Consider the following 14,895-nt stretch of genomic DNA (forward strand, 5'->3'; position numbering starts at 1 on the left):
TTATATCCCGTCGACAATCACCCCATCTGAGGCAATGTACCAGTAACTGTATGGGTCACCGCTGATGATATTCGTCCCGGCGTCCACGCCTGTGATAATTCCATTCACAGTAACAATAACGTTCAAAGTCGAGATTAGGCTCATATCAAGCGTGCTGTTAATGGCCTGAAGAAATACATCCTTGACGTTATTGATATTCATCGGATTGCCAGCAAATATCCCGTTCACATAATTGATTACTGGCTGCGACACCAGCGATGCTATAGTCGCGTCAGTCAGGTAGTTGGAGCTTTCCGTGGCCCATTCAAATTTAATCGTTACCAGTTGCTGCAGCGGAATAACGAACGGGATGACGTAGTTATCCGGCCAGTCATTAATAGTGACAACGTTATTTCTCAGGTTAGGCGTGACTATGCCTCCACCTGTCCACGCACCTGAGGCAGTGGTGTTGATGCCTATAGAGAAGGTGTGCGGGCTCAACACGGTAATGGTTAGTGACACGTTATTAATGCCAGTCATGCCGGTTACACCAGCGATTTTTATAACCTGTCCCGTGCTGAAACCGTGGGTGATATCTGTCGTGACTACGCCAGGGTTTGCATTGGTGATCCCGGTTACATTCAAATCGGTCCCTTTCAGCCTGCTGATGTCGCCTGCTGATTTATAAATCGCCCCGGCCATCTCATAGATATCACCGCCACCACACATCACAATCCACGCATTACCGCTCTGAACGACAGAAACCAGTCGGGCCTGAACATTGCTCAGGTCGGTAAGCTTCTGCCGGATAAAACCAGGGTATCCCTGAACGGTCGACATCTGAGCTTCCCAGACGCGCTCGCGAAACTCGTAGTTAGTTTCTGGAGCCCCTCCTGGCGTTCCGGCAACAGGGTTTGTACAGGTCAGGGTGATATCCGACGGCAGACTGGTAAGTATCTGGTTAACAGATCCTGCGGGTACAGCCCATGACCCGGTATTTGTCGCAACACCGGTTACCATCGAACTGACACCTGATGACATAATTATTGTCGCGTCGGCGATCTGATAGGTATAGGTGCCATCACTGACCAGAAACCCCTGAGGCACTACGAATCCGGCGGGACCGCCAAACACCACCGGAACGGTTGTCGCCCCCTCGGTTTTTTGCTCGCTAATTCCTGACTGCTGCGCCAGAAGGTTCAGCATGTACATATTCGCTTTCAGCGGGCCAACTGAGTTTATGAGGTCGACGCGGATCTGATCGGCAATGAGCAGCGCGCCAACGTCGGTACCGACTATATCCTCAATCAGCGATCCCGGGAGGTCCGTAGTAATACCGGGTGATAACTCAGTGGCTCTGGAAACCAAATCTGCGCGCAGTTCTTCGGATGTTTTCGGCACTGGCCCGGCTGCGTCATAGCTTACGGACAAATCACTCATACGTTCACCGTTGTGATAATTTTAGAACCGGCGTTCGTTATCGCCGAAATGTTGTATACGGGCGGGTCATCACTCACCAGGGCGATCTGCAGCGATGAGAAATACTGGCTAAATTGCCGTTGAAGCCTGTCAACATAGTAGGTTGGCAGCACCTGCTGAATGACTGAGCTCTGCGCCGGAATGCCATTATTTGAAAAAAATGGTGACTCCTGCGGCGCTAGCTTCAGATTCTGGATCAGCGTCGTAAGATAGATGGAGTCGTTGAAGCCATTTTCATCCGGCACCACCGGCACCCACTTACCCTCTGCATTTCTCCCGTAGGTTCTCATTGCGTGATATTCCCGTTGAAAGTAGTGGTTGGCGCGCCAGTGTTCGCACCGCCATTTCCGTTTGTATGAGCATGCGCATTTAGCCATGCCACCAAGGCGGCCCAGCCAGTGTGCATAATCGCCGGGCTGGTGCTGGCGGTTGAGTCCTGCAACTTCCCGGCAGTCCCCGTGATGCTCCACATGCCCTGTGTAAGGGTTAGCACCGTGCTGCCGACTGTTACCTTAAACAAATCGACTGCCGCAATCGTCACGCTGTCAGGCGTTAACAGAAACGTCGTGTTGCTTCCCTGATCCCGGATGGTCACGCCCTCGGGCCCATAGATGGTAACAACGTTCCCGTCGACGGCTTCCCATTCCGTATTGCTGATCGGCAGGTATACCAGGGCGCTCAGGTTGGCTGGAGGGGTCAGGTCAGCGACACCGCCACCCTGCCCGCTTACGCCGCCTATATAGGTGTCGGCAGGAATGACAACGCCTTTGTCCCCAGGCTGCATTGGATAGCGGATGTACTGCGGGCCGAAAAGCGGAATGGTGACATCCGGGAAAATGTATGGCGTATCATGCAACTCGAAAGACACGGTGACCATGTTTCCCTGCCGCTCAACAATGCTGGCCGGCAGGATTTTACCGGCGGCCTGGAACGCCTCATTAAACTTCTGCTCCGCGAACCGGTTCATGTTCCGGCCGAAATTAAGCTTCTGGTCGACACTCATTTTGTCTTAACCGCCTCCGCCGGGTATGCCTCAATCACGGTGATCCACGCTTCAGCTGTTGGCTGCCTGCTGTTCCCCAGTAACCTAACCGATTGCACGACGAACTCACCGTTAAAGGCTGAGTCATCGCGAAACTGCGAATAAGAGGACGCCTGAATCATCGGCCTGGCCTTCTCAGGCATCAGGATGTGGTCACCAGTCTGCAGGTCTGCGCGCATGACACAGACGACACTGACAACCCCAAAACCGATCCAGGTTGGCTGACCGATCAGATCATTGAAATTTATCTGGACGGGGTTTTTGCTTCTTTCCGTCGCACTGATTTTCGATCCCTGATCTGGATGGTTAGCGTAATCGTTATCCCACACCCGGATTTCGTTGCCGTTCACCACGGCAATTTCCACACCCGTATAGCCAGGGTCTTTGATGCGGGACAGCGAAAATGCCCGTAGGTTTTTTGCCAGCTCAGCGAGGGAGCCACAAAACATGGGGCGATCGTAATTCAGCGTCAGCCTGTCACTGATGCTTATGTTCGGCGTAAAACCGCCCATCGTCATGACACATTGCGTCAGCGCTACGGAGAGTTTCTGCCCCATGGACCATGGCATGGTGAGCTGCAGAGGAACCATTTGCCCGCGGTTCGTGGTGTTAACCGGACCAGCGACAATTATGAAGTCCAGCCGTAACTCTGTACCCTGCCAGTTGCCGAACACCTGAAAAATGGTTCCCTCAATGGCAAGCTTTTTATCCCATACGCCCGCCAGCGGCAGTCCTTTCGACATCCCAGCAAAGATCTGAATTCGCTTACCGTAAAGGTTCTGTCTGGCCTGCTGCATGTCTTTTGGGCCTATACCCCATACAGTCAGGTGCGTTTCCCCTGCTGGCGTGGATTCACCAAAGCGCATGATGTCGAATTCCACCATCAGCGCGCCGGGGTTATAGACTCCATTCTTCAGGCTGGAATATTGCTGGATTAAGGTGTCGCCATCAAAAATGTTAATTTCGTAATAGCGCATCAGCTCGTTACCTCAATCTGCCCGTTCTTTTCACGCCAGATCATGGTTGTCGATGTGAATACCCCATTCAGAAGGTTTATCCCCCCCGAAGATGTTGATCCTACAACGGCAGTATTCAGAACCGGTTTGCCGGCGCTGTTAGTGACCAGCAGATACCAGCGCTGCGCGGCAATATTCCACTTTATCTGGCAGGTGTAGACCGTTCCGTCCAGAACTGGCGAGAACGTCATACTCTTCCTCTCAAGCCCGGTAAACGGATAATTGACGGTGCTCATATGCCAAATACCCCCTGCAGCTTGCCAATCACGCCCGTGATCGACTCGGTTACCGAACCACCAAGCGATGTGTTACCAAGAGCACTGACAGTGTTTGTCCATGCGCTGCTGTTGTTCTGGTCACCGCCATCAATTTTGCTGAGGAAGCTGTTTACGGCCTGGTCAGCTGCGGTTTCAGTAATTAGGGGTTGCTCAAAATCCCAGAGCCACGACCGCTGAGGAAGCGGGTCATTACCGGTAGAGCTGTCCTTAACCGTTTTCAGGATGCAGTTGTTGTATATCAGCGAAGGGGTGGCAACGATGTAAGTCCCGCCCAGGTTGGCATGTGCATGAAGCACCGCCTGCAGTGCGCTCAGAGTAACAAGCTTTGTCATGGCTCCGGTATTCTCGTTCACTGGCGCATCCATCATCAGGCTGACCCTCAGCGGCTGAGCCAGAAGCGCGTTGGCCGCGACTGTCTGGTTAGCAAATGGATATTTAGCAATGTCGTAGTCGACCATTGTCGAGCCCAGAACAGGCCGCCAGTGGCAGAAATATTTGTCCAGATCGGTAAGGTTGATTGCCCCGCCGAGCAGCCCGGTCACAAAGCTGGCGCTCTGGGTAAGCGCAACTATGGGCAGCATGCCGCCGGGGATAGCCTCCGCAACTCCATTGCAGAGGATAACGGGGGAGATTTCAAAACCAAGCCGATAAAGCTCACGAGTAAATGCCATAATCATCGAACTCCGAGTTGTGAACTGGAAACAACGGCATTCCCGCCTGTGTTGTTGTAAACGACCATTCCAGAGCCATTACCCTGAAGCCCTCTATCAACAAGCTGCTGCAGCAGTTGATTGGTCTTATTCGTGTTTTTGGCTACCTCAGAGTTATCACCGCCACCAGCAACTGCAGGAGCAGATTTTGAACCCTGCATCGCTGCGTACTGCTCGCGCAGTGTTCCGCTGGTGTTGCTGAATACCTGCATTACCGCATCTTCACTTACGCGGTTTCCGGCACCTTCTTTTGATGACATGCCCGATATCAACTTCGCAAGGATTGACGGGTCATTGAGATTAAGCGCTTCTCGCGCACCAATGCCGGTGCTTTTCACCAGATGGCGAATATATGCTTCGGTATCGTTCTCGTTCGATGGCGCCCATTTTTTGGCTATATCGCTGATGGTATTAATACCGCGCGTGCCGAAAATCTGGAGTTGTTTTGCAGACGCCAGAACACCTTCATCCAGTGTCGGGAATACCGCGAAATCACCGCTTTTGGTGTTGTGGGTACCATACCCTTCAGCCCAGCGAAGATTGGTTGGGTTATTGAACCGATCGGCAATCGTTCTCCCCTTGGCTGTGACGTCTGCTGGCGTTGGGTCTACCGGTTTAACGTCACCACTGGAAAAGAATCGCTTAACACCTTTCAGCCAGCCCCACACTCTCGGGTCATCTTCAGAGCTTGGTGTATAGGTCTTTCCTGTTTCGGGATCGGTAACTTTCTTATCGCTAAGAATTGAGGATCCTTCTTTCACATCAGCGACTGAAATGCTGGTTTTACCAACAACCCAGTCATAGACCTTCCCGATAAGCGCACCAAGCTTTTCGATGCCAGCCATGAAGCTGTCAACGTCCTTGGTAAACTCTGGCGATGCGAGATATTTCCCGAATCGCTCTATGCCGCCGGCCAGACCGTCAATCCACTTACCCAACTCCGGAGACTGCAGCACCGTATCAATGGCACCGGCCAGCGCGTCAGAAAGCTTGCTCAGTTGCGGGGTAAGCGGGCCAAGACCGCGCACAAACGTATTGCGGATGCTCTGACCACTGTAATCCAGCTGGACGTTGAAATCCTGCCACTGCCGAGCCTGCTGGTCGGTGATCTGCAGTAATTTTGCGTCCTTCTGCGCCCGGCGTTCCATCGCATCGATTTCTTCATCGCTCATGTTTTTAAAGCGATTCAGGTCATCCAGGCTGAAGAAGTTCGTCAGACCGTAGGCGTTTGCACCCTGTAGGGTGCTGCCGTTTTTGACAAAGATGTCTCGTGCGTTGCGAATCAGCTGCGGCAGAAGTTTTGCCGGGTCCTGGTCAGGGTTATTGATCCCCATGGCCTGGAACTGCCATCGCTTTGACAGATCCATCTGGCTGTCGCGGATAGCGCCCAGCGTGCCAGTCGGGTTGCCGAGAGCTTTCTGATAGTTAATGGCTGTGGAGTCCAGCGCGCCGATGCTCGTCCCGATCCCGAGGGAGGTGAATCGCTGAGACCCGGTCGTGGCCGCCAGTCTGTTAAGACCGAAAAGACCGCCTACGCCCAGCACGCCAGTGAACAGGCCAACGATGCCACCCCATGACAGCAGGCTTGTGGTGGCATCCCTGATGTGCCCAGCCAGCGATTTCGCGTCCTTCGTGGCATCACTCAAAAAACCCTTTGAAGAGCGGGCTTTCTTGTTGAAGTCTTCCTGACTTTTGTTTGCCCTGTCCAGACTGTCGGTGAGCCGATCGAGGCCGCTGTTTATCGACAGAATGGCGCTGGCCCCCTCAGAGAATGCCTTAGCCAGAAGGTCGCCTTCTGCTTTCGCTTTTGCCGTCTCTTTGGTGGCATCTGTCGCGCCATGCGCCAGCCCCCTCCATGCCTCAGGTAGTTCCTCAAGTGCGGCCTGATATTCTTTAAACTTCTCCATAAATGAGACAAATTTGTCGTCATTTACGTCAATATCGACAATAGACTTAGCCACCATTGAAGGAACCCCTGTCTTTTAGCGCGGAAATGATGTATCGCTGGCGGTACTGCGCCGGGCTGGCGAACTCTTCGCCGGTGATTTCCCTGATTACCCGCCAGAATCCCTCATTCGACGCCCAGTCTAGGAGGGTATATATGACGTTTCCTGCTGGGCATTCTGGATCTGGGTATCGCCAGGAGGATTCGACGTCTGCAACGAATCGCGAAACGCCGTAACGCTCAATGATTCGAGTCGCCCACCGTACATACCGATCACTGACCCCACCGTCGGCGCAATCAGTTGAGCCTTCTGAATGGCAGAGGAAACCATAAAAAAAACCACCTCGCCTTCGACTTCGCGGTATTCATCTGGAGAAATGATCCCCTGCTTCATGGCGGCATCAAAAGAGGTTGTTTTCCATGCCCCGCCATCGTTCCAGATAACGGATGTAAGGCGTTGGATCTCGTCGACGATAGTCGGCCCCTGTTGCCCCTGCTCAGCGCTCAGATCCTGCTCACGCTTGAGCTTTTTGCGAAGCATCATTGCCGCAACTCGCGCCGCGCCCAGGCCGCCGACCTGTGAGATGAAGTTGGTGAACAGGTTGCCCAGCAGCAGACAGTGCTCTTCCACCACCTCATACGGGAACGGGGTCACATGCAGGTACACGATTGATCCGTCTTCCCGGGTGATGTTTGTTACCAGGTTGAGCTTTTTGTCAATTTTCACAATCAGACCCACATGTTGTCGTTAGCCAGGATATAACCGCTGATAGTCACCACGTACCCGGCATCCATACCGGTAAACGGCAGCTCGTTGAAGTTCACCAGATAAGCGTTAAGCACGGTGAAATTACTGAGCGTGTTCGCGTCAGGGGTGATCACCACCTCGCCCAGTGCCGTATCGGTGGCGAAGCGGTTTTTGTAGCTGTCGCTCAGGCCCTGCGTGCGCAGCAGATGGACGGTGACAGTCACCTGCTGATATGGAGCCTGGCTGCCTACGGTGCCGGTCAGCGTCGGGATAATGTCCGTCGCCGGGCCGTCAGGACGCATGCTGATGGCGTCCTTGCCAAGGTAAGAGGCGGTGATGTTCAGCGCCGGAACGTCAGTTACTGACACCGCGCCGCGTACACGATTGAGGAATCCCTGCGGTACTAATGGGTTTGCCATTTTTTACGCCCCTACAAAGTTGGTTACGTTCACGTTAAACGTGATGGATTCGAAGCCGCGGCGCGGCGTCATTACGGCACTCAGTCCAGCGTATTTTCCAGCGGCGTAATCGGACGGATTCAGGCTGGTGTAATTCGCGAACGGCACGGCGTTAATTACCGCGTTTCCGGCATACGTGCCCTTTTCGTACTCGGAATTGAAGTCCTGCTGCGTCAGCCCGGTACCAATCACTCGACCCAGGATCAGGCCGTAACTGATGCCATTGCGCAGCGTCTTCAGTGCGCGGCGCTGCAGGCGGTCGATACCGTTCTGCTCGTAGTACAGCGGGTTAACAGTGGTATTTGACCCGTTGATGATTTCGTTTGCCAGATCGAGCTCGAGGTTGATTGCAGTCCACGCCACTGAATACCAGTAGTTGAACGGATTACCGTCCAGCATGTGGCCTGCCACCAGCATTTTGTTGCTCAGCCCACCTTCCGCGGCAGTGCCTACGTAGTTGATGCTGTTGTCCTGGAGCTGTTTAAGCAGCGTGCCATTACCTTCGACAGGATACTCTGTAACCCCGTAACCAAATCGGTACGCCATCGGCGGCACCATGTTTGACGAGCCAGGGTCGTTTGCCAGAGAGGACTGGAACGGGAACGCCATGGAAAACTCGCCTGCAGGGATGTTTGGCGATTCCACGCCTGCACACACAGATTTGTTCTTGGTAGCGACCCAGTCCGGATAAGTGGCTGTCGTAGTGGTGATGAAGAAATAAACCAGTGACGCCGGGCTGGTATACAGGCCAGTCAGGGTTTTAAACGTCGGCTCGCCGTCCCACTCGCGCGGCACCAGATACGAGAAGAATTTCTGGTAGGTGTTACCCAGCGAAATATCCTCATCGATAAAGTCAGACAGCGATGCTACTGCAGCAGAAACAGACACATCACCCAACTCCAGCACGTAGACCGCGCGGGTAGTTCCCTGGGCCCAGAACGTGGTGTTCATCTCGATGATTTCGTTTGCCGCTACGGTTTTCACCGTACCCATAACTGTTGCCGTGCCAGGGTCTGTCGCCAGCGGGTAAGTGAAGGCGGTAGAAGTGGTCACAGTGGCGGTGACCGCGCGGTTATAAGCAGACGGGGTAACGCTTGACACCACCAGGGGAATAGTGTCCCCAACGGTCCATCCATGCGCTGCGGACAGGGTAACCGTGACCACGCCAGTTGCCCAGGCAATAGTTGAAATGGTTTTTGCTGGTGAGGTAATAGCCTTCAGATCGTCTTTAGTTGTCAGGAGCTGATACTCGCCTGCAGCCAGGGTTGTTCCGCCCATAGAGATAATCGCGCCGGATTTAAGCAGCTGAGAGGGCTTCGGTGGATTGGTCACCGAGACGTTAATGTTAACAATTGCCATTTATTTATTTCTCCGGGTAAATGGACGGAATCGCTGACGTGATCAGCTTGCGCGCGACGTTCCGCATGCGCTGCTGGTAATAGTTGACTTTGAACTTAATGGTTTTTCTCATGGCGATGATGTTCAGCTCGTTCTGCGTGACGCGCTCGTCCTGAACGACAGGGATATTCATCACGCCCATTTCCGCGTCATCGCCGAGCGTGTACTGCTGCACGTACCTGAGGAAATCCTCAACCCCGGCATTGCGCAGGCCAGTGATAGATATCGTCACATCCTCGGAAACCAGCTGATACTGGTTCTGCTGCTCATCAAGATAAAAGCTCCCGGCGATCGGCGCGGTGTTGCTGCACTTCACCGTTGCATACGGCGGAGACAGGTTCTGCGTCGACAGCATGGCCGGGAACATCGGCATGTACTGGCTCAGCGCCAGCCATACCGGCAATGAGCTCGAAACCACAACATCTGACAGGTCGATATCGTCGGCAGAGTTGATGATCTGCGATCGCATGTAGGGGAAGATTGCCTCCCCTGTGTAGTGGTAGAGGTTGGCCGGCTCGTTCAGCCCGGTGCGCCGGGAGAAGGAAAACTGGATACCGAAGAACTCGCCGATATACAGGACATCAGATCCGATATCGTTGAACGGGTCGATATCCGCCTGAGCGGTAAACGTCACGACGTTCCGGTCATAGAGCTGCTCATCGTCCTGGATGGTTTCGGTCGTCAGGTGCAGATAGCCCTTAACGTCAACTGTATCCGGCTCGCTGCTGGGGTCGTCTGACAGAACAGAAGCTTTCACCCAGAAGACGAAACCATCGAGGGGCAGCACCTTGCGGATATACTTCGTGAACGTGACCACCTGAAAGCGGCTCAGGTCATCAAGACCCTGCGTCAGCGTGGCGTTAAGCTCTGTTTTTGCAGTCTGCTGCAACTCACTCAGGGAAGGCATTCAGCACCCCGCTTACCCAGGCGCGCATCGCGGCCTGATAGGTTCCGGTATCAATGAATGACGGACGCGGTGGCCCTTTTTTGTTTTTGAATCGCCGGGATATACCATCCAGCGCGCGGCGCGTAGGCACGCCCGGCAATCCGTTCATTTCCGTGTTGTCGAGGAAGGCCACAAACAGGTCATGGATCCGGGACATCGACTCTGCCAGAGGGTCTTTGGCTGGCGGCGCGCCGGCCATCATATTCTCAAGCGACGCGGCCATGTCATTCGCCATCAAGTCAGCGATGTCTTTGCTGTACCTGTCTAAAAACGTCTGCATGATCTGGTACTTTTCCTCCAGATACTCGGCGACGTCTCCGGTCGTGGTGTTTTCGTCCTCATACGGGACATCAATCACCCCCAGGTGGAAGGTGATCATGACAGCCCCCACAGGCTGCCGAACTGCTGGGCAATCATCAGGTACCGGCGTCCCCACGGGTCCTGCAGCATCTGCAGGTCAGCCAGCGACAGGTCCTTGAAGAAGTCCGGCACCAGGCGCTGAGCGCTGGTTGAGTTATCCCCGGCGCCAGTAATTACGCCAGCCTTGAAATTATTCAGGCCATACTCTTTCCTGAACTCAGCAAATACCGATTCGGTACCGTAGTTGACCAGGAAAGACGCACCCAGGTTGTACACGGCAATGGTGTACAGGTTCGGCGTGACGCACGCGATATCAGGGTTTACCCACTCAACCGCGCCGCCATACGCCAGGGTGAAAGACGGCGAGTCGTCGGGAACCTGCGCGGCGGTCACGCCCATGTCAGTTCGAACGAATTCGATGAATCCCGACAGGCTCGTTGTCATTTTTTCTTTCTCCCGGATTGTTCAGTCACGATTGTTTCGTTAACCGTCGGGGTGTCTTCGCTGTCTTCGCGGCCTTTCGCCTGCTCAGCGCTGACTTCCATCTCGCCGGAATAGCCGGTACCGCTTTCGCGCAGCGCGCTATCCAGAGCCGCTACGGATGCCTGGCGGCGACCGTGGGCGCCACGGGTCAGGTGAATATCGTTATCGCGGATTGCTTTTTCGATTACCGACGCTGATACAGGCTTGTTCAGGCTGTAGCACAGGCCGACAAACGCCTGGCTCTGGTCGATTTTGGTCGAGTCAACCAGGCCATAAACCTGGTGATGCTGCACCACTGCATCAACTTCATCAGTTGAGCCATCCAGCACCATCATCTGATCGCCGTGGTTAATAGGGATCTGAATAAGGCGGCCGGTCTCCAGCTTGCGATAGGCGAAAATCTGGCGCTGCTTGGTGGTGTTAGCGATATAGAGTTTCATTGGTTACCCTCGTAAAAAAGCCCCTGCTGAGTCTCCCCGGCAGAGGCTTAACCAGATCAAAGAATGGATCAGGCGCTGTACGCCATGGACAGGATGGTGATTGCTTCAGGACGAACTGCCCAGCCTGCGGTAGAGCGCATTTCGGACAGAACATCGATGGCACCACCAGCGATCGGCGTCGGAATCTCACGCGGCGCGGCCATGTCGGTAAACATCAGCGCGTTCGCGGCAAGAGACGGGGTCAGCTTGGCGAATTCGTTGGTGTTCACAGTCGAGTTGACCATTGGCACTTCGACCTCAGGGATGGTGATTACCACCGCGTCGGTACCGCCAGCGCCTGCGCCGATAAGGGTATCGTCATACACCCAGTCAACCTGGACGTTTGCGCCTTTCAGCACTTCTTTCACCGTGCCGCCGACGGTGTCAGTACCACCACCAGGACGCTGGTAAGAAGTCAGCTGAACGATCTGCTGAATCTCCATGGCACCGAGAACGCGCTGCGGCCCCAGGATAACGACGCGCTGCTGGCGGCCCAGCTGCATGGTGCGGGTCAGTGCGGCCTGTACGTGGCCCAGCAGATATACCGCCATCTGGCCGTGGTCATAGGTCAGCACAGTGGTATTGCCGTTGCTGTCCGGAGGCAGGGACTCGGTGGTCGCGCCAGCGGTGTTCAGCAGGCCTTCACCGCCAGCAGGGTTCATGCCGTACAGCAGAGCAGAGCGCAGCTGCTGGAAAATGCCCTGACGCATGCCCAGGCGCTGCGCTTCCGGCAGTGCAAAGTTCCAGTTACCGGCAGCGGCCATATCATGGTGATCGTAGATACCACGGCAGCGGAACAGGTAGGTTGGGGTTGAAATCATCTTCGCATCCAGCGCCACGCTCGGCAGCTGGTTACCGTTACCGGACTGGCTGGAAGTGGTCTGGGTGCGAATGTCCAGGCGGCGCATGTAGACGTACTGATCGCCTACGCCGAGACGGACTTGCGGGTTACCGCTGGCGATGGTTTCAAACGCACCTGACGCCTGCTGGTAACCAATGATCATCTCCGGCGCGATATACGACGGATTGACGATGGTGTAGCTGGGGGTAATTGCAGCCATTTAATTCAGCTCCCGATTAAAGTAAGACCAGCGCGCAGCTGTCGGTGTTGTTCCAGGTCAGGAAGCCCGTCGCGCTGTCATAGCTGACAGTCTTGGAGTTACCTGATTCGATGGCGAGCACTTTTACCGGCAGCGTGATGTCGGAAAGCGTAACTGCGCCGATGGTGCCCTGCGTGGTTGCAGCGCCGCCTGGTGCAGTTGCCGGTGCATAGGTAAAGGTTGTTGAGCTTGGAACAGACAGCACTACCACAGTGCCGTTGTACGCCGCAGGGGCAACGCCGCTGATTTTCACGTACTGACCAGCAGTAAGGCCGTGTGCCGATGCGGTGGTAGCCGTAGCCACGCCAGAGGCATAGGTCACTGCAGTTGTCGCAATATCAGAACCAGCGAAACCGGCCGCCGCCGCGGTGGTGATCTGGTTGTTCACGAAGTCCCAGGCCAGCGGAGTTTTCACTGAAGCACCATTGGTGCCCAGCGCAACAACCTGCGCAGATGCCTTCAGCGGAACGCGCATGTTGGAACCCAGGCGGTAGTAAGAAACGCTCATGCCTGATGCGTACAGCGGAACCGGAGACTGAGGTGTGGTCAGGCCGTTGTGAGCCTGATTGAAGACAGTGAAGCCTTCCAGCTCGGCAACAGACACAGCGCGACGGATGTAAGAACCGCGCGGGCTTGAACTGGTGCCAGGCAGAAGCTCAGCAACCGGCAGGCCGCCCCACAGAGGTTTGGTTTCGGTTGCCGCCACAGTGCCCGCCGCCAGATTAAAGCGGTTAGCCGGGTCATCAAGCGCCACGCCCTGAATATAACCGTCGGACTGCACACCGAAGGAGCCAAGCGCATTCGTGGTTGCCATCGGGTTAAGAGATAAGTTAGCCATGCTTGAGAGCTCCCGTTAAGCCTGGTTGTTAAAACTGGTGACCTGACGCTTGCCGGACTGGAACGGAGCCCAGGTGGCAGCAGGATCGCCTTCGAAGGTGCTGATCTGGCGACCGGTCGCATCAGCGCGTTTAATTTCGCGCAGCATGCCAGGGCCAACAGACAGGCTTGCCGATTTCTGCGCGTCGGCGTAGATCGTCTTCTCGGCCACGCTCAGCAGGGCTGAGTCAGCGATAGAGGACAGGTCGACGGTTTTGAAATCAGGAGAATGCTCCTGCAACTGGATCATCAGGCGGCGGCGATATGCCAGCGGCTTTTCACCAGACAGCGGCACCGGCGCGCGCTTACCGAAGCAGGAGAACACGCTATCGGCCTTCACCTGCGCATCGGCGACTTCGTTGCGCTCTTCATCGCTTAACTCGGTTGGGATGCGCGTTTTAAGATCGGCAATCTGCTGACGTAGTTCAGAGTCTGCTTTCTCTTTTGCCATACGCTCTGCCTCTTCCGCGTCGGCCTTCTCTTTTGCCTCGGCATCCGCTTTTTCCTTCGCGGCTTTCTCTTCCGCGTCAGCTTTGGCTTTCGCCTCTTCGGCCTCTTTTTCCTCAGCATCAGCCTTTTCTTTCTTGGCTGCTTCTTCGGCATCGGCCTTGGCTTTGGCGTCTTTTTCTTCGTCAGCCTTAGCCATGCGTGCGTCAATCGCCTTATTGATTAGCGCTACGATTTTTTCCTCGTCCATCTTTTCAGCCTCGTTTGGAATGGAATCAGATTTAACACCAGTAGGGGCAAGGAGCTTGTCCCATACGCCCTGTTCACAAATTGCAACGTGGTCGAGCAATACCGGGGAACCTTCCACCAATAGAGGCTGACCGTCGATTTTGATGATTGAGTCCTGCATTTCGCTGTACGTGACGGTTGGTGAGGTGCTTAACTGCCTGGTCGCCATAATTTCGGCGGCTTCGGCGTCGTACACCCGGGCAATAGCCCAGACCTCGCCATTATCAGCAACCCAACTGTTCGTCAGGGTTCCGATAACACGCTTCGCAAATTCATCGCTATCGAGCTTGTTTTTCTCCGGGTGCAGCCAGATAAGCGGTACACCGGCAACTCGCTGGAGAAACTCTGGAGTGAGATAGTCGTCCGGGTTACGGAAGGCCATCTGTTGATCTGCAGAGCGCCAGGTAACCCCTGTTCCGGTCACCCGGATGGCGAACATCCACATGTTGATAAAGAATTGCGGGCTGCTTAGCGTCCCGTCAGCGATGAGCGCGGCCACCTCGGTTTCATTGAGCGCCTGCTGCGCCAGCATCTCAGCGAAGGGCTGATGAAGCGGCTTGGGCAGGTCGTCAATGTGGAACCATCCGGCGGCCAGCGATTCGTCGTTAAGCTTCGCCTCGAACCTCTCCGGCACCTCGGCGCGAAACGTCAGATAATCGCCGTATACGCTGTGTGGAGTCAGCGGGCCATCGTACTGATAACCCACTTCTTCCAGCACCTCACGGCGTGCGGCATCAATAGCCAGCTCACCCGGCTCTACCGTTCCGCCAGGCGGGCACCACGTGCCATCATCCGAGCGCTGGATCAGGAAGGCGTACTTACCCTGACGGAACATTATCCCGCTGCCAAAGATAGCCACGTTT

General features: G+C 55.0%; 17 protein-coding genes. All 17 read right to left on the minus strand.

Annotation, left to right across the window (positions count from 1 at the left end):
* Positions 1-1,419: a ubiquitin-activating E1 FCCH domain-containing protein gene (locus tag LY264_RS19260; protein WP_210764485.1), complete on the minus strand. Its 1,419-nt coding sequence runs from the start codon at positions 1,417-1,419 to the stop codon at positions 1-3.
* Positions 1,416-1,748 carry a hypothetical protein gene (locus LY264_RS19265; protein ID WP_109555178.1) on the minus strand — a complete coding sequence of 111 codons (333 nt, stop codon included), beginning with the start codon at positions 1,746-1,748 and terminating at the stop codon, positions 1,416-1,418. Before LY264_RS19265 ends, LY264_RS19260 begins: the two co-directional genes overlap by 4 nt.
* Positions 1,745-2,461 carry a hypothetical protein gene (locus LY264_RS19270; RefSeq protein ID WP_135129211.1) on the minus strand — a complete coding sequence of 239 codons (717 nt, stop codon included), beginning with the start codon at positions 2,459-2,461 and terminating at the stop codon, positions 1,745-1,747. Before LY264_RS19270 ends, LY264_RS19265 begins: the two co-directional genes overlap by 4 nt.
* The gene (locus LY264_RS19275) at positions 2,458-3,477 is read right to left on the minus strand and encodes a hypothetical protein (RefSeq protein WP_109555176.1); all 1,020 of its coding nucleotides are present in this window, start codon (positions 3,475-3,477) and stop codon (positions 2,458-2,460) included. Before LY264_RS19275 ends, LY264_RS19270 begins: the two co-directional genes overlap by 4 nt.
* The gene (locus LY264_RS19280) at positions 3,477-3,752 is read right to left on the minus strand and encodes a phage baseplate plug family protein (RefSeq protein ID WP_109555175.1); all 276 of its coding nucleotides are present in this window, start codon (positions 3,750-3,752) and stop codon (positions 3,477-3,479) included. The genes LY264_RS19275 and LY264_RS19280 overlap by 1 nt, the downstream gene beginning before the upstream one ends.
* Positions 3,749-4,465, minus strand: a complete 717-nt coding sequence (locus LY264_RS19285) for a hypothetical protein (protein WP_097764742.1) — start codon at positions 4,463-4,465, stop codon at positions 3,749-3,751. The genes LY264_RS19280 and LY264_RS19285 overlap by 4 nt, the downstream gene beginning before the upstream one ends.
* 2 nt (positions 4,466-4,467) lie before the next feature.
* On the minus strand, positions 4,468-6,468 hold the full coding sequence (locus LY264_RS19290) for a hypothetical protein (protein WP_135129213.1): 2,001 nt from the start codon (positions 6,466-6,468) through the stop codon (positions 4,468-4,470).
* A 123-nt stretch (positions 6,469-6,591) separates the two neighbouring features.
* Positions 6,592-7,176 (minus strand): hypothetical protein, encoded by a 585-nt coding sequence (locus tag LY264_RS19295; RefSeq protein WP_049015625.1) that lies wholly within the window; start codon positions 7,174-7,176, stop codon positions 6,592-6,594.
* A 2-nt stretch (positions 7,177-7,178) separates the two neighbouring features.
* The gene (locus tag LY264_RS19300) at positions 7,179-7,616 is read right to left on the minus strand and encodes a hypothetical protein (protein WP_023327272.1); all 438 of its coding nucleotides are present in this window, start codon (positions 7,614-7,616) and stop codon (positions 7,179-7,181) included.
* A 3-nt stretch (positions 7,617-7,619) separates the two neighbouring features.
* The gene (locus LY264_RS19305; RefSeq protein WP_097764734.1) at positions 7,620-9,014 is read right to left on the minus strand and encodes a hypothetical protein; all 1,395 of its coding nucleotides are present in this window, start codon (positions 9,012-9,014) and stop codon (positions 7,620-7,622) included.
* Between the two features lie 4 nt (positions 9,015-9,018).
* The gene (locus LY264_RS19310) at positions 9,019-9,960 is read right to left on the minus strand and encodes a hypothetical protein (RefSeq protein WP_097764733.1); all 942 of its coding nucleotides are present in this window, start codon (positions 9,958-9,960) and stop codon (positions 9,019-9,021) included.
* Complete coding sequence (locus LY264_RS19315; RefSeq protein ID WP_210764486.1) at positions 9,944-10,378, minus strand: hypothetical protein; 435 nt, start codon at positions 10,376-10,378, stop codon at positions 9,944-9,946. Before LY264_RS19315 ends, LY264_RS19310 begins: the two co-directional genes overlap by 17 nt.
* Positions 10,375-10,803 carry a hypothetical protein gene (locus LY264_RS19320; RefSeq protein WP_097764731.1) on the minus strand — a complete coding sequence of 143 codons (429 nt, stop codon included), beginning with the start codon at positions 10,801-10,803 and terminating at the stop codon, positions 10,375-10,377. Before LY264_RS19320 ends, LY264_RS19315 begins: the two co-directional genes overlap by 4 nt.
* Positions 10,800-11,282: a hypothetical protein gene (locus LY264_RS19325; protein ID WP_048976634.1), complete on the minus strand. Its 483-nt coding sequence runs from the start codon at positions 11,280-11,282 to the stop codon at positions 10,800-10,802. The genes LY264_RS19320 and LY264_RS19325 overlap by 4 nt, the downstream gene beginning before the upstream one ends.
* Positions 11,283-11,350: 68 nt before the next feature.
* Positions 11,351-12,382 (minus strand): hypothetical protein, encoded by a 1,032-nt coding sequence (locus tag LY264_RS19330; RefSeq protein ID WP_045407450.1) that lies wholly within the window; start codon positions 12,380-12,382, stop codon positions 11,351-11,353.
* Between the two features lie 16 nt (positions 12,383-12,398).
* Positions 12,399-13,259 (minus strand): hypothetical protein, encoded by an 861-nt coding sequence (locus LY264_RS19335; protein WP_135129221.1) that lies wholly within the window; start codon positions 13,257-13,259, stop codon positions 12,399-12,401.
* Between the two features lie 15 nt (positions 13,260-13,274).
* Positions 13,275-14,891, minus strand: a complete 1,617-nt coding sequence (locus LY264_RS19340) for an NUDIX domain-containing protein (RefSeq protein WP_249457376.1) — start codon at positions 14,889-14,891, stop codon at positions 13,275-13,277.
* Positions 14,892-14,895: the final 4 nt, after the last annotated feature.

This window comes from Citrobacter portucalensis (assembly GCF_023374935.1).
Lineage (GTDB): Bacteria > Pseudomonadota > Gammaproteobacteria > Enterobacterales > Enterobacteriaceae > Citrobacter > Citrobacter portucalensis.